The following is a 26725-nucleotide window of genomic DNA, read 5'->3' as shown; positions in this document are numbered from 1 at the left end:
CGTGCCCACCACCCAGGAGCCGTCTTGACACTGACCTCGGTCAGCTATCGATCCCTGACCGGCCCGGAGGAGATCGATCTCTTCTGCCGACTCTCGTACGTCCTCGACCACGAACTGCCCGACGACTTCGCCAACGGCTGCCGGCGCCCCGAGTGGGCCTGGGTCGCGCTCGACGGCGACCGGCTGCTCGCCCGCCTTGCCTGGTGGACGACCCCGGGCGGTGACGTCCCGCTGCAGTTCGACTTCTTCGACGTCGACGACTCACTCCCCCAGGACCGTCGCGACGAGGTCGGCCTGCGGCTGTTCGAGACTGCCACAGCGGCCGTCTTTCCGGCCGGCGCGAAGCTGCCGGAGTACGGCCGCTTCGTCCCGCCCGACTGGCACGAGGACCCGGCGAGCCGCGAGGTGGTCGAATCCCGCACGCGCGTGCTCGAGAAGACGGGAGCACGCCTGCTGGTCGAGCGGCTCCGGCTGGAATGGACTCCGTCGTCCCCGGTCCCGGAGCCTGCCGGCCGTCTCGTGTTCCGCCCGGTGGCCGACCGTGAGGACCTCCTCGCCCTGATGACCCCGGTCATGGAGGGAACCCTCGACGCCCACGGCCAAGCCGACCTCGCCTCCGGCCTGAGCGCACGCGAGGCGGCGGAGCGGCATTACGACGAAGAGTTCGCCGGCTTCAAGAGCCCGCACGAATGGTGGCGGATCGCCGAACTCCCCGACGGTGGCGGTCCGGTCGGCTTCGTGGTCCCGGCCCGCAACACCTATCACCCGATCATCGCGTATCTCGGCGTCCTGCCCGCGCAGCGCGGCAACGGCTACATCGACGAGATTCTCGCCGAGGGCACCCGCATCCTGGCCGCCGAGGGCGTCGACCACATCCGGGCCTCGACCGACCTCGGCAACGTCCCGATGGCGAAGGCCTTCGCCCGCGCCGGCTACGTGAACTTCGAACGCTCGCTGAACTTCATCTGGGACTGACCCCGCGCCCGCCGCGCGCCGCCGCGACACCGGTCAGGGCAACTCCGAGGACCGTGGCGGCCGCGGCAACAAGGTAGATCGCGGGCAAGCCGAGACCGGCCACGACGCGGCCGCCGAGCCAACCGGCGAAGGCGGCCGCCACCTGGTACGCCGACGCATTGACCGCGATCGCCAGCGTCGGCGCCGCGGCGGCTGTGGTCAGCACCCGCGCCTGCATGCCGGGGATCACCGAGAAGCCGACCGCTCCGACGGCGAAGACGAGTAGGCCGGTCAGCGCCGCGCTCGGACTCAGCCTCAGGGCCACGAGCAGCACGACGAGCATTGCGAGAGCGCCGAGCTGCGACGGCAGCAGCGCCCGGTCCGCCAGCCGGCCACCGACCAGGTTGCCGATGGTCGCGCCGACGCCGTACACCAGCAACATCGGCGCGACCGCGGCGGCGGAGAACGATGCCGGCCCCGTCAGGAGCGGTGCGAGGTAGGTGAACACCATCAGCACGCCGACGTTCGCGACGGCCGTGATGACGATCGCGAGGAGCAGGTCGCGGTCGCGGAACACCGTGAACTCGCCGAGTGCGCGGGTGCGGACGCCGGGCTGATCGTTCGGTACGAAGCGAGCGACCAGGACGAGGCCGGTCGCGCAGCAGGCGGTGATCGCCGCGAACGTCGAACGCCAGCCGAAGGTCTCGCCGATCCAGGTGCCGAGCGGGGCGCCGAGGATCATCGCGAGGTTCATGCCGAAGGCAAGCTTCGCGACCGTGGAGGCCTTCTTGTCCGGCGGCGCCGAGGTGGTGGCGATCACGATCGCGTTCGCGAAGAACGTCGACGTGACCAGCGCTGTCACGATCCGCGCCGCGAACAGGACGCCGTACCCGGGCGCGACCGTGGACAGCAGGTTCCCGGTGACCGCGACCCCCAGCAGCCCGAGCGCCAGGGGTTTCCGCGGCCGGCCGGCGGTGATTGCCGTCAGCAACGGACCGCCGACGATCATGCCGAGCGCGTACGCCGTGACCAGCAGGCCCGCCGCCGGGATCGACACCCTCAGGTCGCCCGCCACGGCCGGCAGGATCCCCGCCACCACGAACTCCCCCGTGGTTACCCCGAACACGCACACCAGCAACGCCGTCAGCTTCATGACTTCCTCACGGATAAAGAGTGGATTATCCGTGAGAACGATAGATGGTTCTCACGGATATCTGCAACCTGTACCATGAGAGGCATGCCGGATCCGATCGCGCCGCTGCCGCCCGCTCCGGGCGCCGACACCTGGCTCGCGCTGGACTTCGCCAACACCGCCATCGCGCTCCCCGGCGGTCAGTACGTCGACCTGCTCGGCAGCCCCGCGTCCGTCAACGGTTGGCTCACCGCACACGGCCTGGCGCCGGACGACGCCGACGTACAGGAGATGTGCGCGAGTCAACTCCGCGCCCTCCGCGAACACGTCCGCTCGCTCCTGGCCGCGCGCGTCGTCGGAGCCCCGGCCCTCCCGGCGGCACTGGACGCCGTGAACGACGCCCTCACCCGGGTCCCGACGACACCTCTCCTTCGGTGGGACGACAAGACCGGCCCTTACCGAGCGACCGCCTGCCCAACGAACGAAATACTTGACCACGCACTGGCCACCATCGCCGCCAGCGCAGCCGATCTGCTCACCAGCCCCGAAGCCGAAGCCCTGACTGCCTGCGACTCCGCGCCGTGCAACCGGTACCTGATCCGCCACGGCCGCCGCCAGTGGTGCTCGACCCGCTGCGGCGACCGGGTTCGCGCGGCCCGTGCGTACGCGCGGCGTACCGCGGGTTAGTCAGTGGCCGAGGCCGGCGTTGCGGGCTCGGATGATGGCTTCGGCGCGGTCGGCGACGTGGAGTTTGGCGAAGATGTTCGAGACGTTGTTGCGGACGGTCTTCGGCGACAGGTAGAGCTCGGTGGCGATCTGGCCGTTGGAGCGGCCGGCCGCGACGAGCGCGAGGATCTCGTGCTCGCGCGCGGTCAGCTGCGGGAACGGGCTGCCCGGCGTGGCGGCCGGTGCCGCGGCGAAGAACTCGGCCACCCGCCGCGCGATCGCCGGCCCGAAGATCGCCTCGCCCTGCGCGACCGCGGTGATCGCCCGGACGATCTCGCCCTGGTTCGCGCCCTTCAGCAGGTACCCGCGGGCGCCGGCCCGCATCGCCGCGAACAGCGTCTGGTCCTCCTCGGCCATCGTCAGTACCACGACCCCGATGTGCGGGCTGTCCGCGGTGATCGCCCGGGTCGCCTCGATCCCGTCCAGGCGCGGCATCTGCACGTCCATCACCACTACGTCCGGCTGCAGCTCGCGGGCACCGTCGACAGCCTCCACCCCGTCGGCCGCCGTACCGACGACCTCGACGCCGTCCAGCGACCCGAGTAACGCGGCCAGCCCGTCGCGATACACCGGATGATCGTCCGCGAGCAGTACACGTACCGTCTCAGCCACGAACCACCTCCGGTACGGCGTCCAACGGCAACCGGACGCGGACCGCCGTACCGCCGCCCGGCGGACACGTCACGCTGCACACTCCCCCGAGCTCAGCGGCCCGCTCGCGCACCGACAACATGCCCACGCCCGCACGCACCTGCTCACCGATTCCCGTCCCGTCGTCCGTCACCGACAACTCCAGCATCGTGTCCGCCAACCGCAGCACGATGTCACAGCGGGACGCCGCCGCGTGTCGGGCCACGTTGGTCAGCGCCTCGGACGCGATCCGGTACGCCGCCACCTCGACTCCGGCCGGCAAGGTCCCGAGCGGATCCGCGTCCACAGCGACCGTCAGCCCGCCGAGCCGGAAACGCTCGGCCTGCTGCTCGATCGCCCGGACGAGCCCGAGCTCGTCGAGCGCCGGCGGCCGCAAGTCGTGGACCAACCGGCGTACGTCGGCCAGCGCGGCGGTCACCTCGGTGGCGGCCTGTTCGAGCATCCGATCCGCCTCGGCAGGAGCGGCCGCCGACAGATTGCGGGCGGTCTCGATCCGCAACGCGACGGCGCCGAGGCTGGGGCCGAGGCTGTCGTGCAGGTCGCGGCGCAGCCGGCGCCGTTCCTCCTCCCGTGCCGCGACGAGCCGGCGTCGGCCGGCCTGCAGTTCCGCGCTCAGCTCGCTCGCCCGCGCGGCGGCAGCGGCCTGCCGGACCAGGTCTCCCAGCAGTCGTTGGTCGCGCTCGGACAGCGCGGCACCGGTCCCTGCGCAGAATGCCAGCCGTCCGATCGGCTCACCGCGATACCCCACCGGCAAGGCGTGCGCCGGTCCGGTCTCGCGGCCGTGCTCGATGACGACTCGCTCACCACCCGGCCGGTCGATCTCCACCCGGACGTACGGCAACCGGAACGCCTCCGCCACCGTACGCGCGACCGCGCGAAGCTGGTCGCTGGAACCAGCGGCCGACTCGAGCCGCTCGGCCAACGCGGCCATCGTCGCGTACGGGTCGTCCCGGGAGCCTCGTACCAGCCGCCGGGCCCATCGCCACAGCCGGCTCCGCAACGGCGCGTACACGATCGCGACCACGGCGATCGCCACCAGCGCGGCGTCCCGCTCACCGAGCACTCCACCGGCGACGGCGAACACCGCGAGGTCGACACCGACCACGAGCGCCGCCAGGACGCCATACAGGAAGGTGGCCGACAGCAACCGGTCGACCTCGTACAGCCGATGCTTGCTCACGGCAACCACGATCGCCGCCGAGGTGAGCGCGATGGCCAGCGCGAACAGCAGCGCCGGGACCGTCGGTGGGCTCTCCAGCGGCACGATCAGCACCAGCATGTCGACCAGCGCCGCCCACATCAGCCAGCGGATCTGCGTACGGCGCTCGCGTTCGGCGGAGCGGTAGCGGTGCACGGTGACGGCGAACGGCACCACCAGGCTGACGATCACACCCAAGTAGGCGACGCGCAGCAGCGCGGACCAGACGCCGTACGGGAGGTTGATGCTGATCGGGTCCAGTGCCAACCGGGTGATCTCCGGCGGCAGCGCGGATCGCTGGTAACGCTCCATCACACTCATCGGCGCGACCAGCAGCAGTGCCGGCAACAGTGTTGTCACGGCGAGGCTGGCGATCGACATCAACCGCCACAGCCGTGCAGTCGGCAGCTTCCCGTCCGGGAAGAGCAGGATGAGCAGCGGCAGTCCGAGCAGCAGGAATGCGCCGACGCGTGAGTAGAACCAGTAGGCCGCTGACGCACCGGGCGAGTCCGGGACGGTGTAGACGGCGTACGTCGCCCAACTCGAGGCGAATCCGTCGACGATCCAGAGCAGACCGGAGCAGGTGAGGATCCAGGCGACGGCGTGGCGAGGCAGCCGGTGCAGGAGCAGCAGCCCGGGCACGACCTGCGCGAGACCCGACAGCGCCGCGGTCCATCCACGGTCGAGCTCCGCCGCTGCGGGCGCGTTCGATCCGTTCCGGATGTCGAGCAGGACCGTGACGACGCAGAGCAGGAGCGCGGCTGCCCCGAGTACAGCCGGCCCCCATCCCCTCCTGGTGTCCTCCCCCACGCAAGCATTGTGACGTACGGGGTGTCCTGCCGTCCCGGGTCAGTTGTCCCGTCTGCATTCGGGACAACCCGAGTGACTCCGCGCCCTGCCGAGCGGGACGCCGGACCCGGCAGAGTCGACGGCACGACAACCTCAGGGGGAGGAACCGCAATGACCACATCACCCGCCAGGGCCCGAACCGACGCCGCGGCGACACCGACACAGCCGGGTCGCGTGTCGGAACGGACGATCCGGCGGCTCGGACTCGGCCTGACGACCGGGACCCTGATCTGGGCGGCCAGTATTTTCACCTGGACGCCGGATCCGAAGGGCACCGAAGGCAGGATCGGCGACCTCGCCGGGCTGGCCTTCCAGCTCGGGGTGTTCTGTCTGCTGACGATTCAGATCAAGACCCGGGCGACCGGGAAGTCCACCGTCCTGCTCAAGGTCGAGGCCGTGATCCTCGGGCTGGCGAGCATCTGGTCGCTGCTCCATGGAGTGCTGCCCACGAACCTGCAAGGCGCGGTGTGGCTGGCGTTCCTGGACATCTGCTGGCCACTGTCGATGCTTGGCATGGCCGTGATCGCGGTCAAGCTGGCCCTCACGGCCCGCTGGCGCGGCGCCCTCCGCTGGTGGCCGCTGGTCGCCGAGAGCTGGGCGATCGTCACCGTCCCGACGTCGGTCTTCCTCGGCGACGGCCCCGCAACCTGGGTAGGCGGCACCCACCTACTCATGGGCTACGCCACCCTAGGCGTCCTACTAGCCCTCCGCCCAAAACTGGTCCTACCACAGCACTGACATGAAGGGGGCCGTCATCCGGCGGCCCCCTTTTGGTCATCTGAGCGCCTCCTCCAGCCAGGCGAAGAACGCGGAGTAGTCCGCCGAGACCGACATCGCAATCTCAACTCCCCCGGCACTGAGACTCATCCGCGCCCTGTCATCCAGCGCCACCCGCTCCCGCACAAACCGCACCCCCGGCCACAACATCGCAGCCGCGAGCGTCAGGGCGTCGTGCTGCATTGACCCTGGGTACTTGGCCATCCAGCGGTCGAAGTGCTGACGCAGCACCCGCTCCCACGGTCTGGCGCCGGAGCGACCCCAGCGCTGGTAGAGCGCGGACTCGCGGGTGATTTCCATCGCCGGGGTGAACGTCACGTCCGACACCACGAACCTCGGATTCCACCGCCCGAGTTCGGGCAGCATCCGGATCGCCGCCTCGGCGTCCACCCGGAAGTTGTGCTCGGCCCGCGACGGATCCCGATACTTGATCGCTCCGCCCATCTGCGTAACGGCCAGCTGTGGCACCAGCACCGGAGCCTCCTGCTGCAGCCGCGCGAGGCTCGACAGCGGTCCCATGCCGACCCAGCGGACCCGGCCCTCGGCCCCGGAGCAGACCTCCTCGATCGCACCGACCACATCGTCGCCCTGCCGGGGCACGTCGGCAGGACAGACTCCGTCCATCACCCACATCCGGCTGTTCCCGAGATCGGCCCCTGCCACCACACGGACGTCCGCCCGGCCGAGCAGATCCAGCAGGTACCGCACGAGCCGAGCCCGCTCCCCGCCGTACTCGTCACTCGTCACCACCAATGCCAGCTCAGGCACTCGGCGGGCTGCTACCACCAACGCGACAGTGTCGTCCGGGTCCCCACCCAGGTCGGTGTCGATGATCATCGGCGCCTTGGCAATCGCTGGCGGGCCGACCCGCGGCGGCGGCCCGTCCTGAAGCATCGCGTCCGCCATGTCCTCGAACTCCTCAAAGCCCGCGGTCGTCCCGGCCAGGGCCGTCCACTCGCCCTCCGGGTCGTCTTCCTTCCCGCCGCCCATCACTACCTCCGCCTGCCCGAGTCGAGTTCAGAACATTCTCCACGAAGACCTTCTTGTCCCCATCGCTGCCACACTGCTCGTACGCTGCCCAGATCGACTCCCGCGCGGCCTCGGGAACCTGAGCCCGGTCGAGCGTCTTCTGGAGCAAGTCGACCTGCCTCTTGTCCGCGCGATGTACGAACGAGTCGAGGAACTCCGCCAGCCGCGGATTGGTGGATCCGCCGCTGATCCAGGCGCGGACCTCCATGCGGTAGCGCTGCGCCCAGTCGTCCAACCAGGCACGATAGTTGCCTCCGGCATCGCGTACTCGCGCGACATCCCCGGCGAGATCAGCCACGGCGTGGAGGTTCATCACCTTGACTCCTTCACGCACCGCAGGGTCCTGCAGACGCGGCGAGATCCGGCCGCGGCTCAGACCGTCGAGCAGGGCCGGCCGATGGCGCTGACCGGTTTGTTCGGGGCCTGCTGCGCCGATTCGTACCGGACTCGACATCGGCCCGTCCAACAACTCCTCGACGCTGTTGAGCGCGAGCTGATGTGCGAACGTCTTGGAGACGTCTGCCGGCAGTTCGTACAGCGGTAGTCCACCGCGTCCTTCAGTAGCAGACAGGTGTACTTCGTACCCCTTCTTGCTCCCCGGATGCGGGTCGTACGGCGAGGCGCCGTGGAACGCGTACCGCCCAGTGAAGGTGGTCTCTGGATACACCGCCGACAAGAGCTCTTGCACCGTGCCCTTGAAGCTCGTGTCGAACACGGTCACGCGGCTCCCCGGCCGGCCGACCGGCACCCCACGCAGCTGCAGGTACTCGCTCAGCACGTGGAAACCACCCACGGTGTCGGCAGGGTTCACCCGGGACGCGACCCGCCGGAAACCGTCGATCTGCGGGAAGCTCATCCGCTGGTGATTCTCGAGGTCCTGCACTGCGTTCTCGACCAGAGCTCGCGACACGACGAGGTTCGAACAATTCCGCCGGATGAAGTCGTGATCAAGCATTCCCATCGCAAACGCCAGATGGTGACCGTCCCGGCCCAGTCCGAGGATCCGGTCCGTACGGCGGGATCCGACGTCCGCGCGAAGGTCGGCCAGCATGTCGTCGGCTACTCGGACCATCAGCGGAGCCGGGAATTCGTAGGTGACGAGGTAGGCGTCTCGGAGGGTGGCCAGGGCGGCTGGATCCGTCAGGCCAAGCTTCGCGCCGATTGCCTGTGCCCGTTGGTTGCCACGTCGCCGCAGGGACTCTGCCTCGGTTGCCATGGATCAAGTACGCCACAGGCGGCGCAGGTGCCGCGGACGTTATCCACAGGCAGGAGAACGGGGACGCCTGTGCGGCGTCCCCGTCCGGTTCTGTCAGCGGGCCATGGGGCGGGCGGCTGGGGTGGGGGGTGCGGTTAGGGCTGCTGCTTCTTCGTCGATGTCTACTACGGCGCCGCTGAACTGGGCGTTGTAGAGGCGGGCGTAGGCGCCGTCCAGGCCCAGTAGTTCGGTGTGGTTGCCCTGTTCGACGATGGCGCCGTTCTCCATCACCAGGATCAGGTCGGCGTCGCGGATGGTGGAGAGGCGGTGGGCGATGACGAAGCTCGTGCGGTCGGAGCGCAGGGCGGCCATGGCGCGTTGGACCAGGACCTCCGTACGCGTGTCGACCGAGCTCGTCGCCTCGTCCAGGATCAGCAACTGCGGGTCGGCCAGGAACGCACGGGCGATGGTCAGCAGCTGCTTCTCACCGGCGCTGACGTTGCTGCCTTCCTCGTCGATGACCGTGTCGTAGCCGTCGGGGAGGCTGTGGACGAAGCGGTCGACGTACGTCGCCTTCGCCGCCGCGAGCATGTCCTCCTCGGTGGCGTTCAGGTTGCCGTACAGCAGGTTGTCCCGGATCGTGCCGCCGAACAGCCAGGTGTCCTGCAGCACCATGCCGATCCGCGAGCGCAGGTCGTGCCGGGTCAGCTCGGTGATGTCGACACCGTCGAGCGTGATCCGGCCGCCGTTCAGCTCGTAGAACCGCATGATCAGGTTCACCAGCGTGGTCTTGCCGGCTCCGGTCGGGCCGACGATCGCGACCGTCTGGCCGGGTTCGGCGACCAGGCTCAGGTCGGTGATCAGCGGCTTGTCAGGGTCGTACGAGAACGAAACGTGCTCGAACTCGACCCGCCCGCGGGAGTCGGAGACCTGCACCGGCGTCGCGTCGTCCGGCACCTGCTCCTCCGCGTCCAGTACCTCGAACACACGCTCCGCGGACGCCACCCCGGACTGCAGCAGGTTCGCCATCGAGGCGACCTGGGTCAGCGGCTGGGTGAACTGCCGGGAGTACTGGATGAAGGCCTGGACGTCGCCGAGCGACATCGTCCCGGACGCGACCCGCAGACCGCCGATCACCGCGATCACGACGTAGTTGACGTTCCCGATGAACATCATCAGCGGCATGATCAGCCCGGAGATGAACTGTGCACCGAACGCGGCCTTGAAGAGCTCGTCGTTCTTCGCCTGGAAGCTGGCCTCGATCTCCTTCTGCCGGCCGAAGACCTTCACCAGCTCGTGCCCGGTGAACGCCTCCTCGATCTGACCGTTCAGCGCACCGGTGTGCCGCCACTGCTGGACGAACCGGACCTGCGAGCGCTTCGCGATCACCGCGGTCAGCACCATCGACAGCGGGATCGTGATCAGCGCGATCAGTGCCAGCACCGGCGAGATCACGAACATCATCGTGATCACACCGATCACCGTCAGCAGCGAGGTGAGCAGCTGGCTCAGCGTCTGCTGCAGGCTGGTCGAGATGTTGTCGATGTCGTTGGTCACCCGGCTGAGCAGCTCGCCGCGTGGCGCGCCGTCGAAGTAGCTCAACGGCAGCCGGTTCAGCTTCTCCTCGACCTCGGCGCGCAGACCGAGGATCGTGCGCTGGACGACACCGTTGAGGATGTAGCCCTGCGCCCAGGACAGGAAGAACGCGCCGACGTACAGCGCGAGCACCAGCATCAGGACGTTGCGCAGGGCATCGAAGTCGATACCGACACCCGGCACCAGGTCGATCCCTTGCAGCAGGTCTGCGAGCCGGTTGTTGCCTGAGGCCCGGTACTGTTCGATCACCTGCGCCTTGCTGACGCCGCTCGGCAGCCGCTTGCCGATCGCGCCGGCGAAGATCACGTCGGTCGCGCGACCGAGGATCTTCGGGCCGAGCACCGACAGGCCGACACTGCAGATCGCCAGCAGAACGACGCCCGCGACCTGCAGACGGTACGGCCGCAGCCGCCCGAGCAGGCGCTTCGCCGACGGCAGGAAGTTCATCGACTTGTCCCCCGGGATACCTCCCGGCGGACCGAACGCGCGGCCGGTCGTCGGCCGCTCGGTCGCCTTCACGGTCGCCGGCCCACCACCCTCCGGCGCCTGCCCGTTGGCAGCCTGGCCCTTCGCACCCGCACCGTTCGCAGTTGCTCCGTTCGGGGCCTGGTCCTTGGGGCCCTGACCGTTCGAGGACGGCTTCTGGTTGTCGCTCATGCCGCCTCCTCCGCGGAACGCTGGGACTCGACGATCTCGACGTACGTCGGACACGTGTCGAGCAACTCCTGATGGCTCCCCTTGCCGACGATCGCGCCGTCCTCGATCACCACGATCTGGTCGGCGTCGATGATGGTGGAGACCCGCTGCGCGACGACCACCATGCAGGCGTCCCGGGTGACCGGGCGCAGCGCGGCCCGCAGCCGGGCGTCGGTCGCCAGGTCGAGCGCGGAGAACGAGTCGTCGAACAGGTAGATCTCCGGTTTCCGGACCAGCGCCCGCGCGATCGCGAGCCGTTGCCGCTGACCGCCGGACACGTTCGTACCGCCCTGGGCGATCGGCGAGTTCAGCCCGTCCGGCATCGCCTCGACGAAGTCCTTGCCCTGGGCAATCTCCAGCGCCTCCCAGAGCTCCTCGTCGGTGGCGTCCGGGTTGCCGTACCGCAGGTTGCTGGCCACCGACCCGGAGAAGAGGTACGGCCGCTGCGGCACCAGGCCGATCCGCTCCCACAGCGCCTCGGGGTCGATGTCGCGTACGTCGATCCCGTCGACGAGCACGCGTCCCTCGGTCGCGTCGATCAACCGCGGCACCAGCGAGAGCAGCGTGGTCTTACCGGCGCCGGTGCTGCCGATGATCGCGGTCGTCTGCCCCGGCGATGCGACGAAACTGATGTCCCGCAGCACCGGCTCGGCCGCACCCGGGTACTTGAACGAGGCCCGCTCGAAGACCAGCTGGCCGCGGCCCGTGAAGCTCTTGATCGGCGTGACCGGCGGCCGCACCGACGACTCGGTGTCGAGTACCTCGGAGATCCGGTCCGCGCAGACCGAGGCGCGCGGCACCATGATCATCACGAACACGCCCATCATCACCGAGAACAGGATCTGGATCAGGTAGCTGAGGAACGCGGTCAACGCGCCGACCTCCATCTTCCCGTCCTCGATCCGGGAGGCACCGAACCACAGCACCGCGACGCTGGACACGTTCAGGATCAGCATCACGGTCGGGAACACCAGCGCCATCAGCCGGCCGGCCCGGATCGCGGTGTCGGTCAGGTTCGCGTTCGCCTCGCCGAACCGCTCGACCTCGTGCGGCTCCCGGACGAACGCCCGGACCACCCGGATCCCGGAGATCTGCTCGCGCAGCACCCGGTTCACGCCGTCGATGTTCTTCTGCATCTTGCGGAACTGCGGCACCATCCGGCTGGCGATGAAGCCGACACAACCGGCCAGCAGCGGGACCGCGACGACGACCAGCCAGGACAGGCCGACGTCCTGGCGGACCGCCATGATGATGCCGCCGATCATCGTGATCGGCGCCGCGACCAGCATCGTCGTGGTCATCACGACCAGCATCTGGATCTGCTGGACGTCGTTGGTACTGCGGGAGATCAGCGTCGGCGCACCGAACTGGTTGACCTCGCGGGCGGAGAACTCGCCGACCCGGTGGAACACCGCCGCGCGGACGTCCCGGCCGAACAGCGCGGCCGTCTTCGCACCGAAGTACACCGCGGTGATCGTGCAGGCGATCTGCAGCACGCTGACGCCCAGCATCCAGCCGCCGGTGCCCATGATGTAGCCGGTGTCACCCTTGGCCACACCGTTGTCGATGATGTCGGCGTTCAGGGTGGGCAGGTAGAGGGAGGCGATCGTCCCGACGAGTTGCAGGACCACCACCAGGAGCAGGTTTCCCGCGTACGGACGCAGGTGCGTACGCAAGACTCGAACTAACATCAATCATCCCCAGAGTCGTGACGGCGGCCGCCGACGGATGCGAGCCCGGCGACGTCCTCGGTGGCAGGTGGCTGACCTGTTGTGGTGCGTTTGCGGACACCGTCGAACGCGAAGTCGACGATCTCCTCGGCGGTCAGCACCTGGCCGCCGGAAATCATTGGGTGGGTGGCGGAGAAGATGAGCATGCCGAGCCGGCGGACGACCTCTTCCGGCGTGTAGCTCAACTGGTCCGCGTCGGGACGGAGCAGGTCGGCGAACGCGGCGGCGGCCAGATCCTGCTGGTGCTGGCGGCGTTCCTCGTCCAGCGGGGTCGAGTTGCGGAAGTCAGGCGGCCGCCGCAGCCGCAGCGAGAACAGCAGCTTGAACACCCGGCGGAGGCCGGTCTGCCGGATCTCCACAGCGGCGATGGTGCGCTCCCGCAGCGGCAGCGACCGGTCCACGTTCCGCAGGTCGTCGATCAGGTCGGACAGGTCGAACACCGTGGCCATCGCCGCCTCGATCAGCGCGTCCTTGCTACCGAACGCGCGGAAGATCGTCCCCTCGGCGATCCCGGCCGCCTCGGCGATCTGCTTGGTGCTCACCTCCGCGCCGAACTCCTCGAGCAGCGGCAGCGCAGCCTGCACGATGGCAGCGCGGCGTTCCTCAGGGGGCAGTGGGGTGGCTCGTGGACTCACGGCATCCACGGTAACTGAGTGAGTACTCACTCACAACTGCATTTACGCCTATGGCGCACGCCGGTTCGCGACCAGCACGGACACGCCGTCGAGCACCCGTTCCAGACCGTATTCGAACGCATGTTCGGTATCGTACGGGGCATCGAACTCATTCCCGACAGCGGTCCCGACCCGGGCCGAGAGCGGGAACTTCTCCAGGTCGCCGATCTGGTCCAGGTGCGGGACGTGCGCCAGCCACCATTCCTTGTCGGTCATCCCCGATCGCTGGATCACCTGCCGCGCCTCGACCGCCGTCCGGACCGCGCCGTGCACGTAGCCGTTGACCAGCGCGACGGTCGCGTCCATCTCGATGTCGCAGAGCCCGATGCCGTCGACGGCGGTCAGCTCCCACTCGTACTTCGCCAGCACGTTCGGCCCAAGTGGCGGCCGGCTCGTCGCGACCTGGAGCAGCCACGGATGCCGCAGGTACAGCTCCCGGTTCTCCCGGGCCACCTCGTCCAGCCGGGCTCGCCAGTCCCCCGGTACGACGCGACGCGGCAGCTCGCCGTACACGGTGTCGAGCATGACATCGAGCAGCTCGCCCTTGCCCGGGAAGTACCGGTACAGCGTCATCGCGCCGACGCCGAGTTCGTCGGCGACCCGGCGCATCGACATCGCGGACAACCCCTCGGCGTCGGCGATCTCCAGGGCGGCCGTGACGATCTGGTCGACGGTCAGCGCGGGCTTCGGGCCGCGGGTCGGCCGCTGCTCGTCCTGCCGGTGCCGCCAGAGCAGCGCGAGGCTCTTGGCCGGGTCGCCACTGCCGCTGAACTCCTGATTCATGGGCGTCACCTTGATCGTTCGGCTATTCTTCGTACAGTGTACGCAGTTGACCTCGAGTTCAGTAGAGGTTCTAGCGTCCGGTTTTGTCGGTGGTGTCCGGAATCATCGACGTCCCCAGCCGACCGAGCCAGCGGAGCACTGCAGTGAGTATGGAAATGACCGCGTGGAACTCGATGTACCACGCGATGCACGCACAGGACGAGAAGAGACCTTTCTCCCGCGCGACCCTGCGGCGGATCCTTGCCTTCGCACGCCCGCACCGGAAGCAGTTGGTCTGGTTCCTCGTGCTGAGCACGGGCGGCGCGGTGCTGGCTGTCGCGACTCCGGTGCTGGCCGGGCGGGTCGTCGACGCGATCGTCGGCGAGAAGGCTTTCAGTGTCGTACAGCGGCTCTCGTTGCTGATCGCGGTGATCGCGGTCGCGGAGGCCGGGCTGAGCATGCTGACCCGATGGTTGTCGGCGCGGATCGGTGAAGGTCTGATCCTGGATCTGCGGACCGCGGTCTTCGACCACATCCAGCGGATGCCGATCGCGTTCTTCACCCGGACCCGGACCGGCGCGCTCGTCTCCCGGCTGAACAACGACGTGATAGGGGCACAGCGTGCGTTCAGCGACACGTTGTCGGGCGTGGTCAGCAACCTCGTGATGCTGGTCCTCACGCTCGTGGTGATGCTTCGGGTGTCGTGGCAGATCACGTTGCTGGCGCTGGTCATCCTGCCGCTCTTTGTCGTACCGGCGCGGCGGATCGGGAGACGGCTGGCCGGCCTGCAGCGGGAAGCGGCCGACTACAACGCGACGATGAGTACGCAGATGACCGAGCGGTTCTCGGCGCCGGGTGCGACCTTGGTGAAGCTGTTCGGGCGCCCGGCTCGGGAGTCGGCGGAGTTCGCCGTGCGGGCCCGACGGGTGCGGGACATCGGCGTCCGGACGGCGATGGTGCAGTGGATCTTCGTGACCGCGCTGACGCTGGTGTCGGCGCTGGCGCTCGCGGTGGTGTACGGGCTGGGCGGCTTCCTGGCGCTGCGGAATCAGCTCGAGGCCGGCGCGGTGGTGTCGATGGCGCTGTTGCTCACCCGGTTGTACTCGCCGCTGACGGCGCTCGCGAGCGCGCGGCTCGAGGTGATGACGGCGCTGGTGAGCTTCGAGCGGGTCTTCGAGGTGCTCGACCTGGAGCCGCTGATCAAGGACAAGCCGGATGCCGGGCGGGTGCCGGACGGACCGGTCTCGGTCGAGTTCGCCAACGTGAGCTTCGCGTATCCGTCGGCGGACAAGGTGTCGCTGGCGTCGCTCGAAGAGGTCGCGAAACTGGACACGCGTGGTGGCGTCGAGGTGCTGCACGGTGTCTCGTTCCGGGCCGAGCCGGGGCAGATGGTGGCGCTGGTGGGCTCGTCCGGCGCCGGCAAGTCGACGATCGCGCAGCTGATCCCACGGTTGTACGACGTGGACTCCGGAGCGGTGCGGCTGGCCGGGGTCGACGTACGGGATGTGACCGCGGAGTCGTTGCGGCAGACGCTCGGGATGGTGACGCAGGACGGGCACCTGTTCCACGACTCGATCCGGGAGAATCTGCTGCTCGCACGGCCCGAGGCTGGGGAGGACGAGCTGTGGGACGCGTTGTCGCGGGCCCGGTTGCGGGAGCTGATCGAGTCGTTGCCCGATCAGCTGGACACGGTGGTCGGCGAGCGCGGGTACCGGTTGTCGGGTGGTGAGCGGCAGCGGTTGACGATCGCGCGGTTGCTGCTCGCGCAGCCGCGGGTGGTGATCCTCGACGAGGCGACCGCGGCGCTCGACTCGACCAACGAGGCGGCGGTGCAGGCGGCGCTGACGGAGGCCCTTGCCGGTCGTACGGCGGTCGTGATCGCGCACCGGTTGTCGACGATCCGGGCCGCGGACCAGATCCTCGTGATCGAGGACGGGCGGATCGTGGAGCAAGGCCGGCATGTGGAGCTGCTCGCGGCCGGCGGGCGGTACGAAGAGCTCTACCGGACGCAGTTCGATCAGCCGGGTGAAGCAGTAGCTGTCTGAGGGTTCGTTTCCTTACTACGGAGGTCGTCGGTTTGCTGGGCACGGGGCACGAACTGGCTGGATGCGCGGTCGTCTTCCAACCAGCCGATCCACCACGCAGGAGCCGGGTCGCCTTCTGGCACCCAACCGGCGACCCACTCCCGCTCGGCGTGGGCGAGCACGTCGAGCTCAACCTTGTGGTGGAAACCGGTGAACTGCGGAGCGTTCGCGCAGTTGAGGTGCCGGTGGCGGACGCTGTTCCGGTGCTCGGGCGGTTACGGCGAACGGCCGGGTCGCATCCGTCGGCCGCGTTCTGGGGTGCGGCGTCGCTGGTCGCACTGCAACTGGTTGCTCGCGGCAAGCTTCTGCCCGGCGTCTCACCGGACGGCCACGACGCCTGGCGGGTCGGCCCGCTCGACCCCGGCGACATCACCCGGGTGCTGGAGCTGGCGGAGTCCATGCCACCGTCCGCCCGGGCGCTCCCCCTCGCCGGCCTCGATGAAGTACGGCTGCCCGTCGCCGAGGAGCTGCTCAGGCAATTCCTCGACGCGGTAGCCGACGGCATGCCCCGCTCCCCCGGCGCCGCGAAGATGCATCAGACGAACCTGTTCGCCGCAGCGGCCCCGCAGCGGGCGGATCGCCTGCGGACGTGGGCCGACGAGGTCTCCGCCGGGCTCGACTCCGGCGTACGTATCTCGCTGCGCGTCGAGCTGAGCGAAGCGCAGACGTTCAGCGCCGTCGTACAGCTGCACAGCCTCAAGGACCCGACGCTTGTCAGCGATGCGTACGACGTCTGGTCGTCCGACGTACCGGGATTCGGTCCACGGGCGCGGCTCGACGCGACGCTCGCGATTCGCCGGGCCGCCCGGGTCTGGCCGGCACTCGCCCGCCTGCTCGACTCGGCCGTCCCCGACCGCATGGAGCTCGCTGACGAAGAGGTCGCCGATCTGCTTGCCGGATCTGCCCAGCGACTCACGGCCGCCGGCATCGACCTGCACTGGCCGAAGAGCCTCGGCCGCGCCCTCACGGCCCGTGCCGCGATCACCTCGGCCGACGGCCCACCGAGCAGCCTGCCGAGCTTCTTCCAGGGCGACCGGACACTTGACTTCAGCTGGCAGGTCGCGGTCGGCGACGACCCGTTGACCGAGGCCGAGCTCGACCAGCTCGCCGAGGCGACCCGCCCGGTGGTCCGGCTCCGCGACCAGTGGATGCTGATCGACCCGGAGCTCGCCCGCAAGGCCCGCGAGCGGATCCTCAAGCCGGTCACGGCGATCGACGCCCTCGGCGCGGCGCTGACCGGCACGGCCGAGGTCGATGGGCAACAGATCACAGTCACGCCGACCAAGTGGCTCGAGGAGCTCCGCGCGCGGATCGCCGATCCGGACCGGGCCGATGAGCCGATCGAAGCACCACCCGGCCTGCAGGCGACGCTGCGCGACTACCAGCTCCGCGCTCTGCGCTGGCTGTCCCGGATGACGTCGCTCGGCCTCGGCGGTTGCCTCGCCGACGACATGGGCCTCGGCAAGACGATCACGCTCATCTCCCTTCACCTGCATCGTCAGCAGTCCGCGGAGACCGCCGGCCCGACACTTGTCGTCTGCCCCGCGTCGCTCCTCGGCAACTGGGAGCGTGAGGTGCAGCGCTTCGCGCCAGGCACACCGGTGCGGCGTTTCCACGGCACGTCCCGCTCGCTCGACGACGCGCAGGACGGGTTCGTGCTCACGACGTACGGCACGCTCCGCCGCGACGCCGTACGGCTGGCTGCGCATCCGTGGGCGCTCGTCGTCGCGGATGAGGCGCAGCACGTGAAGAACCCTTCGTCCAGTACGGCGAAGGCGTTGCGGACCGTTCCGGCCAAGGCGCGCGTCGCCCTCACCGGGACTCCGGTGGAGAACAACCTGTCCGAGCTGTGGGCGGTCCTCGACTGGACGACACCCGGGCTGCTCGGCCGGCTCGGCACCTTCCGCAACCAGTGGGCGACGCCGATCGAGGCGGACAAGGACGAGGAGGTCGCGGCGCGGCTCGCGAAGCTCGTCCGGCCGTTCCTGCTCCGGCGGAAGAAGTCCGATCCGGGGATCGCGCCCGAGCTGCCGCCGAAGACCGAGACCGATCAGCCGGTGTCGCTGACCCGCGAGCAGGTGGTGTTGTACGAGGCAACGGTTCGCGAGCTGATGGACGAGGTCCGGGCCAGCGACCGGATGGCGCGCCGCGGCCTGATCGTGAAGCTGCTCACCGGCCTGAAGCAGATCTGCAACCACCCGGCGCAGTACCTGAAGGAGCCCGAGGACGCCCGGCTGACCGGTCGCTCGGGCAAGCTCGAACTGCTCGACGAACTTCTCGAGACGATCCTCGCCGAGGACGGCGCCGTGCTCGTGTTCACACAGTACGTCGCGATGGCCCGGCTGCTCGAGCGGCACCTCACCTCGCGCGGGATCGGCGCGCAACTGCTGCACGGCGGTACACCGGTGCCGCAGCGCGAGCAGATGGTCGACCGCTTCCAGGCAGGCGAGGTGCCGGTGTTCCTGCTGTCGTTGAAGGCCGCGGGTACCGGGTTGAACCTGACCCGGGCCGAGCATGTCGTGCACTACGACCGGTGGTGGAATCCGGCGGTCGAGGATCAGGCGACCGACCGTGCGTACCGGATCGGGCAGACCCGCCCGGTCCAGGTGCACCGATTGATTGCCGAAGGCACCATTGAGGACCGGATCGCCGGGATGCTGGCAGCCAAGCGCGAGCTCGCGGACGCCGTACTGTCCGGTGGGGAGGCGGCGCTGACCGAGCTGTCCGACGCCGAGCTGGCCGATCTCGTCGAGCTGCGGGGAGGTCTGCGATGACCGCCGCGCAGGGGTTTCCGGCGTTCTCGGCGCAACGGCGGAGCACGCGCGGGCGGTCGTGGTGGGCGCAGGCATGGGTGCAGGCGTTGGAGGACACGTCGCTCGACAACGACCAGCTCCGCAAGGGCCGCCGGTACGCGAACTCGGGTCAGGTCGGCACGATCACGATCAGCCCGGGCCGGATCGCCGCGACCGTGTACGCGCCGGAGGACACGTACGAGGCCGTCGTACGGGTCGACGAGCTGAGTGACGACGAGTGGCGGCGGTTCCGGGAGCAGTTTGCAGCGCGCGCCGGGCATGTCGCGGCGCTCCTCGACGGCGAGATGCCGCACGACCTGGTCGAGGCAGCGGCCGACGGGGGCGTGGCGTTGTTGCCCGGGATCGGGGATCTTGATCCGAGTTGTACGTGCGATGCGTGGGAGCTGCCCTGTCAGCACGCGGCCGCGCTGTGCTACCAGGTGGCGTGGCTGCTGGATGCCGATCCGTTCGTCCTTCTGCTTCTGAGAGGGCGCTCCCGCGAAACGCTCCTCGACGAACTACAGGCCCCAACTGTCGATCTGGTTGTCGCCCCCGGTATGCCTGTCGCCGACGTCCTCGCCGCGGCGCCGGCCGCTCTCCCCGAGCCGCCGGAGCTGCCGGCGAAGATCACCGTCGACCAGCTGGCCGTCGCCGGGATCGAACCACCCGACGGCTTCGGCCCGTCGACGCTCCAACTCCTGGTGCTGGACGCCGCCCGCAGGGCACGCTCGGTCTTGAACGCACTCCTCCACAACACCGCCGTACCCGAAACGCTCGACGAACGGCAGGACATGGTCCGGCTCGCCGCCGACTTCCCGGAACTGGCCGGCGAAACCCTTGCCCTGAGCATCCAAGCCTGGAGGTACGGCGGGGCGCCCGGACTCGACGTACTCGAGCACACCTGGACGCCCGACGCGGCCCAGCTCAACCGCGCCCGCACCGAACTACTCGCCGCGGACGACGGCGTGACCGTCAGCACGTCCGACAATCGGCTGACCGTCGGAACCGACACGCAGCTCAGACTCGACCGGCACGGGCGGTGGCATCCGTACCGGTTGGTCGAGGAGACGTGGACCCCGGCCGGCCCACCGTCCAAGGACCCCTTGGTTCTCGAGTGGTTGGGGTGAGGGTCAGGACTGGGTGATGGGGCGCATCGCGAGGCCTTCGGTGCCGGCCCACTCGGTGACACGCTGGCCGTCGTCGGCTTCGAAGGACGTGACAGGCATCTTCACCCTGATCGCCTTCTCCGGCTCCGTCTCGCCACCGGGGCTGCCGAGACCGACGGTCATGAACTTCACCGTGTAGGTGTCCATGTGGCCGCCGGTGGCGAGCACGCCGGCGTACGCCTTCTCGCCGGGCGCGAGCGTGAGTTCCTCGTCGACGCCGCCTGCCTTGACCGGGGCGAAACCCTTCGCATCGCCGAGCGTGACCTCGGGATAGCTGTGGACGGCGCACTTCTTCGAGCTCTTGTTGGTAGCCACCAGCATCAAATGCCGGACCGGCTCGCCGGGCGCGTCGTAGTTCGTGACCGTGAGCTTCAGGTCCGCCATCACACACAGATCGACGCTCGCGTCGTCGATGGGCTCGGTCGATGTCGTCGCGGTCGCCCGGCTCGCGCTCACCGAAGGCGTCGGCGTCGCGCCGGTCGACGGTGTTGCAGTCGCACGAGCTGAACTACCTGTGTCCGAAGGCTTGCTGCCGTCCGACGTGTCGGCTGTGCCGCATGCGGCGGCCGTCAACACAGCAGCGATCACACCGGCCCCCGCGACGTACGTTCTCATCCTGCCGGAACCTTTGCGGCTCCCCCGAGCGACAGCGTTCATGGCAACTCCCCAGGTCGTCGAAGCGTCGGCAAATTCAGGATGATTGACGCGTCGGGCTCCGCTAAAGTTGGTCCGACTTCGGAGCAGGAGGTGAGTTGATGACCGCGCGGACCCGCGCTGCCGTACGTCCGGCAGTGCAAACGGTCATCTCCTCAACTCTCTGAAAGGGACCTCCGTTGTCCAATTCCTGGAACACCCGGGTCGAGCTCGCGTCCGACCTCGAGACGCTGCGCGACATCACCCGCGACGCCTTCGGGCGGCAGTACGAGGTCGACTTCCTCGACGCGCACCGGGCCGCACCGAAAGCCTGGATCCCCGGGCTGATGTTCGTCGCCACCGGCCCCGATGATCGGCCGGTCGCCTACGCACTGCTCACCCGCTGCCACGTCGGCGACGTACCCATCCTCTCGCTCGGCCCGGTCGCCGTGCTGCCGGCCTACCAGCGTCAGGGCGCCGGCGGTGCTGCCGTCCGGGCCGCGCTGGCTGCGGCGCGGGAGCGGACCGAGCCGGCGGTCGTCGTGCTCGGCCACGACACGTACTACCCGCGGTTCGGATTCCGGCAGGCGACCGAGTTCGGCATCCACCACCCGCACCACGACGGACCGCACCTGATGGCGCTCGCCCTCGGCAAGGCTCCGGTCCCGACCGGCGTCCTGACCTATCCGGTCGAGATGTAGGCAGTACGCGCCGAGCCGCCCGCCCGTCGTCGTTGTATACATGAAACAGTCGACAATGACGGACCCGGACGTACCACCTACAGAAGGAGTCGCGGCATGACCTTCACCACCCGGCCGACACTGCGCGGTACGTTCGGGATGGTTTCGTCCACGCACTGGCTGGCATCCCAGTCGGCGATGCGGATCCTCGAACTCGGCGGGAACGCGTTCGACGCGGGCGCCGCGGCCGGGTTCGTGCTGCACGTGGTCGAGCCGCACCTCAACGGGCCGGGTGGTGAGGTACCGGCGATCATCGCGACCGCCGAGGACCCGACGCCGCGGGTGCTGTGCGGACAGGGCGTCGCGCCGGCCGGGGCGACGATCGAGCACTACCGCTCCCTCGGGCTGACGTTGGTGCCCGGGTCCGGTCCGCTCGCGGCGACGGTGCCGGGAGCCGTCGACGCGTGGTTGCTGTTGTTGCGGGATCACGGGACGTTGCCGCTGAGCGTCGTACTCGAGCCGGCCATCGAGTACGCGCGCAACGGGCATCCGCTGGTGCCGCGGGTCGCGGAGACGATCGCGACCGTGCAGCGTTTGTTCGAGGAGCACTGGCCGACCTCGGCGGCACTGTGGTTGCAGGACGGTCGCCCGGTTTCGGGACGGTTCCGGAACGAGGTGTACGCCGGGACGCTCGAGCGGCTCGTCCGTGAGGCCGGCGAGGGTGATCGGCAGGAGCAGATCGAGCGGGCCCGGAGGGCGTGGCGGGAAGGATTCGTCGCCGAAGCGATCGACGGGTTCTCCAAGCTGCCGCACCGCGATTCGAGCGGCGAGGATCACGGCGGGCTGATCACCGGCGCCGACATGGCTGCGTTCGAGGCGAGCTGGGAGGACGCGGCGACCTACGACTGGAACGGGTACACGGTCGCGAAGACCGGGCCTTGGGGTCAGGGGCCCGGACTACTGCAGTCGCTTGCCGTCCTCGCGGCGCTCGGTGAGGTCGATCTCGACAGTGCCGAGGGTGTGCATGCCACCGTCGAGGTGATGAAGCTGTCGTACGCGGACCGGGAGGCCTGGTACGGCGACGGCGCCGACGTGCCGTTGTCGACGTTGCTCTCCCCCGCCTATGCGGCCGAGCGGGCGAAGCTGATCGGGCCCGACGCATCGCTGGAGCTTCGCCCCGGATCGCCGGACGGCCGTGTCCCAATTCTCCCGTCGATTGCTACCGGCAACGAAACCGGCGACGCGACGACCGGCGAGCCGACCGTGTCCGCAGTGGGCGAGACGCGGGGCGACACGTGTCATGTCGATGTCGTGGATCGCTGGGGCAACCTGATCTCGGCGACGCCGAGTGGCGGATGGTTGCAGTCGTCGCCGACGATTCCGTCGCTCGGGTTCTGCCTCGGCAGCCGGGCGCAGATGTTCTGGCTCGAGGAAGGCCTGCCGGCCTCCCTGGCCCCCGGTAAGCGGCCGCGGACGACGCTCACCCCGACGCTGGTGCTCCGTGACGGCGAGCCGGTGATGGCGTGCGGTTCACCAGGCGGGGACCAGCAGGACCAGTGGCAACTGCTGTTCCTGCTCAGGCATCTCGGCGCGGGCGCCGAGCTGCAGGAGGCGATCGACGCCCCGGCGTGGCACACGACCAGCTTCCCGTCGTCGTTCTACCCGCGGGCGACCGAGCCGGGTGGACTGGTCATCGAGAGCCGGGTCGGCGCCAACGTCCGCGACGACCTGGTACGTCGGGGCCACGTCGTCACCACAGCGGACCCGTGGAGCCTCGGCCGCCTGTGCGCCGTACGCCGAGAACCCGATGGCATCCTGGCCGCCGCCGCCAACCCCCGAGGAATGCAGGGCTACGCTGTCGGCCGCTGACGGAGTGGCTTGGATCCTCCCCAGCTCAGCCCGCTCGGTCGGTGCGCAGTGCGGCTTTCGCGGCCGCCTCGACGTGCAGCCGAGCGGCCTCGGTGGCTGCCGTGGGGTCGCCGGCCTCGATGGCGTCGACCAGGCGGGCGTGTTCGTCGGACGAGTGCGGGGCGCGTTGGGCGGCTCCGACGCGGAACACCCAGTGCACGTGGTGGTACATCGCGGCCGACATGGAGACCAGCCAGCGGTTGGCGCTGACCTCGATCACCGTGCGGTGGAACTCGCTGTTCAGCTCGGCGACCCGGTCGAAGTCCTTCGCCGCGGTTGCCGCGGCGGCTTGCTCGACGAGGGCGCGGAGGGAGGCGATACCGGCCGGGGTCGCGCGTTCGGCGGCCAGCCCCGCGGCGAGGGTCTCGAGTTGCTGACGTACGGCGAACAGGTCGCGGACCGCCGTCTCGTCGAGGGTCGCGACCACGGCACCGCGGCGCGGGAGGATCTGCACGAAGCCCTCGGCCTCGACCACTCGAAGCGCCTCACGGACCGGATTACGCGAGACGCCGAAGTCGTCCGCCAGCCGGATCTCGGTCAGCCGTTCGCCCTCGCGGTACTCGCCGTCGACGATCCGGCGCCGCAGTTCCGCGAGCACCTGCTCACGCAGCGCGACATGATCGGCACCGATCGTACGGACGATCTGTTCCCCCGGCAGCTCCACCCCAGGCTCCTCTCCCCGTTTGGCGTTCGCGCCACCGTAGCGGATGCCGGACGTGATCCAGGGCCGGGTTATGTTGACGGCTTGAGCATCAGGGTGATTCCGCTGACCGATCCCGACGTCCGCCAGTTCAGCCGGCGCATCGCGTGGCTCGCGACACGGCCGGACGGTACGCCGGTCGGATCCGCCTTCCTCCGCCTGGACAGCCGTCGTACCCATGCCCACCTGGCCGATTTCGAGCTGACCGTGCATCCGGCTGAACGCCGCCAGGGCATCGGCTCGACGCTGCTCCGCGCGGTCGCGGCCGGCGCGCAGGATCACGACGTACGGACGGTGATCGCGGACGTCGACGTAGCCTCCGCGGGCGACGTTTCCTCCAGCAGCACGGGTTCGAGATCGGGCTGAAGCTGATCTACGCACGGCTCGACCTGGCGCGAGCGATGCCCGACGTACAGTCCGTCGCCGGGTACCGGCTGGTGTCGTGGGATGGCGTCGTACCGGACGAGCTGCTGCAGACCTTCACCGACGCTCGCGCCGGGATGGCGGACGCGCCCTCCGGCACCATCCCGTCGCCGGTCGAGGTGTGGGACAACGAGCGGACCAGGTACGCCGCGCAGGTCATCGAGCAGCGCGGCGAGCACCTGTCCGTCGTCGCGGTCCTCGACCACAGCGGGCGGATCGTGGGCTTCACCGAGGTCGTCGTACCGGGTGACGGGAAGGGCGACGGCCAGCTGTACGGGACCGCGGTGCTCCCAGGGCATCGCAGCCGCGGCCTTGCCCTGTGGATGAAGGCCGCGCAGATCCAGCAGCTGCGGGACCAGTTCCCCGACCTGGACGGCCTCGTGACCGACACGGTCGACACCAACGTCGCGATGCGCCGCACCAACGAGCGTCTCGGCTACCGCCCCTATCAGCAGGTCAACCGCCGCAAGCTCGACCTGTAAGGACTACTGGCCGAGGATCTTCTGCACGGCTGCGGTGGTGATCGGGTGGTAGCCGGGGCGGGCCTTGGCGAAGACCTCGGCGGCGAAGGCTCGATCGGTGCCGGCCAGGGCCTGGTAGACCGGGAGCACGAGCTTCATCCGGCCGACCTTCGTCAGGAACTCGGCCATTTCGGCGTACGCCGCCTCGTAGCTGCTGGCGGCAACGATCTGGTACCAGCGGCGCGCGATCTCTCCGTTCGCCGTACCGGTCAGGCCGAACGCGCGATCCAGCTGCTGCAGCAGCAGCGGGCTCAGTACGTCGGGAGCCGCGTCGAGGAACCGCAGCCACTCCTGGGTGGTCCACTGCTCCGCGCCGTGGGGCAGCTCCCCCGTCGTCAACCAGTTCGTCCGGGCCTCGTCCACGACCTGGAACCGCGCGGACGCTGCCCGCTCCGCGAACGCCGGAATGCCGGGCTCGTACAACCAGGCGGCCAGCTCGTCGGACGTCACCACATCCGGATGCGACGCGAGCAAGGTCTCCTGCAGGTGTGCGACGAAGTCGTCGGTGTTGATGCTCCGGAACGCGAACCGGTCGAAGTACCCCCGCAGGAACGGATCGAACACCTCCCGGGTGAACCGCGCCTCCAGCCAGGACAGGAACCACGACCCCTTCAGCGGCCCGGTCGCCGTCGTCCCGTGGTACTCGGACCGGTGGTGCAACCCGGGCAACTCGACCGCCAACTCGTCAGGGGTCAGCGGGTCGAGCTTCACCACGGTCGCGTGCTGCTTGATCGCGGTCTCCATCACCGCGAACTCGGTCCCGTACACCGCCTCGACGATCCGGTTCTCGACGTACGACGTGAAGCCCTCGTTCAGCCAGATGTCGTCCCAGCTGTCCTGCGTGACCAGGTTGCCGGACCAGCTGTGCGCGAGCTCGTGCGCGATCACGCTGACCAGCGACTTGTCGCCGATCACCACGGTCGGCGTCGCGAACGTCATCCGCGGGTTCTCCATCCCGCCGTACGGGAACGACGGCGGCAGCACGAGCAGGTCGTACCGGCCCCAGCGGTACGGGCCGAACAACTCCTCGGTGACCCGCATCATCTCCTCGGTGTCGACGAACTCGGTCGCCGCCTTGCGTACCGTGGCCGGCTCGGCCCACACGCCGGATCGCTCACCGAGCGGCTCGAAGACGAGGTCGCCCGCGGCGATCGCGAGCAGGTACGACGGGATCGGTTCGGGCATCACCACGTCGTACGAGCCGGTGCGGCGCGACGTCGTACCGTTGTCGGCGCTCATCAGCACCATCAGCTCGGGCGGCGCTGTGACGTGCGCGGCGTAGCTGAACCGGACGCTCGGGGTGTCCTGCACCGGCACCCAGCTGCGGGCGTGGATCGCCTGCGACTGGCTGAACATGAACGGCATCACGCCACCGGCCGTCATCGCCGGCTCCAGCCACTGCAGACCGGTCGCGGTCGGCGCGGTCCGGTACTCGACCTTCACTCGCGGGTGGCCCGCGGTCGTGATCGTCAACGCAGAACCGAGCTCCGCATCGGCCGCCGCGAGGCTGTACTCGAGCGGCTCCCAGCCGTCGCTGGTCTGGCCTTCGACACCCAGCACGGTGAGGTCCCGGGTGTCGAGCACCAGCCGGTCATGGCTACCGGACCAGGCAAGGGTGTGGGTCGCGCTGCCGGCCAGAACCTTCTGGCCGAAGTCGAGCGCGAGGTCGAGCTCGAGATGGGTCGTCCGGACCAGGTCGGGCTCGGCGTAGGAGTGGCGATCGTGCGTCAAGGGATGCTCCCCGAGTGAGGCGTCCGGGGAACAGTACCCACGTCCCGGCCGGATCGGACGGCCAATCTGAGCCACCCGCACCACCGTGCCAAAACCCCGGTGGCACGCACTCCTTGGC

The 26725-nt window shown here is 69.3% G+C and carries 22 protein-coding genes; 10 read left to right on the top strand and 12 right to left on the bottom strand.

All coding sequences use genetic code 11. From position 1 onward, the window contains the following. Positions 1-24 precede the first annotated feature (24 nt). Entirely contained in the window at positions 25-975 is a 951-nt protein-coding gene (locus tag FB475_RS29970; protein WP_141860625.1) for a GNAT family N-acetyltransferase, read from the top strand. Here FB475_RS29970 and FB475_RS29965 read toward each other — a convergent pair. Continuing rightward, positions 962-2107: an MFS transporter gene (locus FB475_RS29965; protein WP_141860623.1), complete on the bottom strand. Its 1146-nt coding sequence runs from the start codon at positions 2105-2107 to the stop codon at positions 962-964. The genes FB475_RS29970 and FB475_RS29965 overlap by 14 nt on opposite strands. An 84-nt stretch (positions 2108-2191) precedes the next feature. On the opposite strand from FB475_RS29965, the gene FB475_RS29960 reads away from it, so the two are divergent. Beyond that, a complete protein-coding gene (locus tag FB475_RS29960; RefSeq protein WP_141860621.1) occupies positions 2192-2773 on the top strand; it encodes a CGNR zinc finger domain-containing protein in 582 nt (193 codons plus the stop codon). On the opposite strand, the gene FB475_RS29955 is transcribed toward FB475_RS29960, so the two are convergent. Both FB475_RS29955 and FB475_RS29950 read right to left on the bottom strand, forming a co-directional pair. Beyond that, on the bottom strand, positions 2774-3424 hold the full coding sequence (locus FB475_RS29955; protein WP_238332522.1) for a response regulator transcription factor: 651 nt from the start codon (positions 3422-3424) through the stop codon (positions 2774-2776). Then, positions 3417-5471, bottom strand: a complete 2055-nt coding sequence (locus tag FB475_RS29950; protein WP_141860619.1) for a sensor histidine kinase — start codon at positions 5469-5471, stop codon at positions 3417-3419. Before FB475_RS29950 ends, FB475_RS29955 begins: the two co-directional genes overlap by 8 nt. A gap of 150 nt (positions 5472-5621) precedes the next feature. Between FB475_RS29950 and FB475_RS29945 the strand changes: the two genes are divergently transcribed. Beyond that, entirely contained in the window at positions 5622-6248 is a 627-nt protein-coding gene (locus FB475_RS29945; protein WP_141860617.1) for a hypothetical protein, read from the top strand. Between the two features lie 36 nt (positions 6249-6284). Here FB475_RS29945 and FB475_RS29940 read toward each other — a convergent pair whose 3' ends face one another. From FB475_RS29940 to FB475_RS29915, 6 genes are all read right to left on the bottom strand, one after another. Next, a complete protein-coding gene (locus tag FB475_RS29940) occupies positions 6285-7277 on the bottom strand; it encodes a nucleoside hydrolase (protein ID WP_141860615.1) in 993 nt (330 codons plus the stop codon). After that, positions 7207-8532 (bottom strand): ABC transporter permease, encoded by a 1326-nt coding sequence (locus tag FB475_RS29935; RefSeq protein WP_141860613.1) that lies wholly within the window; start codon positions 8530-8532, stop codon positions 7207-7209. The genes FB475_RS29940 and FB475_RS29935 overlap by 71 nt, the downstream gene beginning before the upstream one ends. Before the next feature lie 93 nt (positions 8533-8625). Further along, complete coding sequence (locus tag FB475_RS29930) at positions 8626-10764, bottom strand: ABC transporter ATP-binding protein (protein ID WP_420359233.1); 2139 nt, start codon at positions 10762-10764, stop codon at positions 8626-8628. Next, entirely contained in the window at positions 10761-12494 is a 1734-nt protein-coding gene (locus tag FB475_RS29925; protein ID WP_141860611.1) for an ABC transporter ATP-binding protein, read from the bottom strand. The genes FB475_RS29930 and FB475_RS29925 overlap by 4 nt, the downstream gene beginning before the upstream one ends. Continuing rightward, entirely contained in the window at positions 12494-13168 is a 675-nt protein-coding gene (locus FB475_RS29920) for a TetR/AcrR family transcriptional regulator (RefSeq protein ID WP_238332521.1), read from the bottom strand. Before FB475_RS29920 ends, FB475_RS29925 begins: the two co-directional genes overlap by 1 nt. A gap of 48 nt (positions 13169-13216) precedes the next feature. Next, positions 13217-13990, bottom strand: a complete 774-nt coding sequence (locus tag FB475_RS29915; RefSeq protein ID WP_141860610.1) for a TetR/AcrR family transcriptional regulator — start codon at positions 13988-13990, stop codon at positions 13217-13219. A 155-nt stretch (positions 13991-14145) separates the two neighbouring features. Here FB475_RS29915 and FB475_RS29910 point away from each other — a divergent pair, with 155 nt between their 5' ends. From FB475_RS29910 to FB475_RS29900, 3 genes are all read left to right on the top strand, one after another. Beyond that, entirely contained in the window at positions 14146-16014 is a 1869-nt protein-coding gene (locus FB475_RS29910; protein WP_202878652.1) for an ABC transporter ATP-binding protein, read from the top strand. A gap of 224 nt (positions 16015-16238) precedes the next feature. Then, entirely contained in the window at positions 16239-18827 is a 2589-nt protein-coding gene (locus tag FB475_RS29905; RefSeq protein ID WP_238332520.1) for a DEAD/DEAH box helicase, read from the top strand. Then, positions 18824-19972 carry an SWIM zinc finger family protein gene (locus FB475_RS29900; protein WP_141860606.1) on the top strand — a complete coding sequence of 383 codons (1149 nt, stop codon included), beginning with the start codon at positions 18824-18826 and terminating at the stop codon, positions 19970-19972. The genes FB475_RS29905 and FB475_RS29900 overlap by 4 nt, the downstream gene beginning before the upstream one ends. A 3-nt stretch (positions 19973-19975) precedes the next feature. Here FB475_RS29900 and FB475_RS29895 read toward each other — a convergent pair whose 3' ends face one another. After that, the gene (locus tag FB475_RS29895; RefSeq protein ID WP_185759500.1) at positions 19976-20626 is read right to left on the bottom strand and encodes a DUF4232 domain-containing protein; all 651 of its coding nucleotides are present in this window, start codon (positions 20624-20626) and stop codon (positions 19976-19978) included. A gap of 218 nt (positions 20627-20844) precedes the next feature. On the opposite strand from FB475_RS29895, the gene FB475_RS29890 reads away from it, so the two are divergent. Beyond that, positions 20845-21345: a GNAT family N-acetyltransferase gene (locus tag FB475_RS29890; protein ID WP_141860602.1), complete on the top strand. Its 501-nt coding sequence runs from the start codon at positions 20845-20847 to the stop codon at positions 21343-21345. Between the two features lie 96 nt (positions 21346-21441). Next, positions 21442-23193 carry a gamma-glutamyltransferase family protein gene (locus FB475_RS29885; protein ID WP_141860600.1) on the top strand — a complete coding sequence of 584 codons (1752 nt, stop codon included), beginning with the start codon at positions 21442-21444 and terminating at the stop codon, positions 23191-23193. A gap of 25 nt (positions 23194-23218) precedes the next feature. Here FB475_RS29885 and FB475_RS29880 read toward each other — a convergent pair whose 3' ends face one another. Further along, positions 23219-23896, bottom strand: a complete 678-nt coding sequence (locus tag FB475_RS29880; protein WP_185759499.1) for a GntR family transcriptional regulator — start codon at positions 23894-23896, stop codon at positions 23219-23221. A gap of 81 nt (positions 23897-23977) precedes the next feature. Here FB475_RS29880 and FB475_RS37880 point away from each other — a divergent pair, with 81 nt between their 5' ends. After that, positions 23978-24298: a GNAT family N-acetyltransferase gene (locus FB475_RS37880; protein WP_238332519.1), complete on the top strand. Its 321-nt coding sequence runs from the start codon at positions 23978-23980 to the stop codon at positions 24296-24298. Positions 24299-24333: 35 nt separating this feature from the next. After that, the gene (locus FB475_RS37875) at positions 24334-24837 is read left to right on the top strand and encodes a GNAT family N-acetyltransferase (protein ID WP_238332518.1); all 504 of its coding nucleotides are present in this window, start codon (positions 24334-24336) and stop codon (positions 24835-24837) included. 3 nt (positions 24838-24840) lie between these two features. On the opposite strand, the gene FB475_RS29870 is transcribed toward FB475_RS37875, so the two are convergent. Continuing rightward, positions 24841-26607, bottom strand: a complete 1767-nt coding sequence (locus FB475_RS29870; RefSeq protein ID WP_141860596.1) for a M1 family metallopeptidase — start codon at positions 26605-26607, stop codon at positions 24841-24843. Between the last annotated feature and the right edge of the window lie 118 nt (positions 26608-26725).

This window comes from Kribbella jejuensis, assembly GCF_006715085.1.
GTDB lineage: Bacteria > Actinomycetota > Actinomycetes > Propionibacteriales > Kribbellaceae > Kribbella > Kribbella jejuensis.
The sequence above is the reverse complement of the archived record's forward strand: the minus strand, read 5'-3'. Positions and strand labels throughout refer to the sequence as shown.

Coding starts and splice junctions, on each gene's coding strand:
- FB475_RS29895 (WP_185759500.1), bottom strand. CDS start 20,626: ATGAGAACGTACGTCGCGGGGGCCGGTGTGATCGCTGCTGTGTTGACG.
- FB475_RS29935 (WP_141860613.1), bottom strand. CDS start 8,532: ATGGCAACCGAGGCAGAGTCCCTGCGGCGACGTGGCAACCAACGGGCA.
- FB475_RS29945 (WP_141860617.1), top strand. CDS start 5,622: ATGACCACATCACCCGCCAGGGCCCGAACCGACGCCGCGGCGACACCG.
- FB475_RS29965 (WP_141860623.1), bottom strand. CDS start 2,107: ATGAAGCTGACGGCGTTGCTGGTGTGCGTGTTCGGGGTAACCACGGGG.
- FB475_RS29940 (WP_141860615.1), bottom strand. CDS start 7,277: ATGGGCGGCGGGAAGGAAGACGACCCGGAGGGCGAGTGGACGGCCCTG.
- FB475_RS29925 (WP_141860611.1), bottom strand. CDS start 12,494: ATGTTAGTTCGAGTCTTGCGTACGCACCTGCGTCCGTACGCGGGAAAC.
- FB475_RS29885 (WP_141860600.1), top strand. CDS start 21,442: ATGACCTTCACCACCCGGCCGACACTGCGCGGTACGTTCGGGATGGTT.
- FB475_RS29910 (WP_202878652.1), top strand. CDS start 14,146: ATGACCGCGTGGAACTCGATGTACCACGCGATGCACGCACAGGACGAG.
- FB475_RS29900 (WP_141860606.1), top strand. CDS start 18,824: ATGACCGCCGCGCAGGGGTTTCCGGCGTTCTCGGCGCAACGGCGGAGC.
- FB475_RS29960 (WP_141860621.1), top strand. CDS start 2,192: ATGCCGGATCCGATCGCGCCGCTGCCGCCCGCTCCGGGCGCCGACACC.
- FB475_RS37875 (WP_238332518.1), top strand. CDS start 24,334: ATGCCCGACGTACAGTCCGTCGCCGGGTACCGGCTGGTGTCGTGGGAT.
- FB475_RS29915 (WP_141860610.1), bottom strand. CDS start 13,990: ATGAATCAGGAGTTCAGCGGCAGTGGCGACCCGGCCAAGAGCCTCGCG.
- FB475_RS29930 (WP_420359233.1), bottom strand. CDS start 10,764: ATGAGCGACAACCAGAAGCCGTCCTCGAACGGTCAGGGCCCCAAGGAC.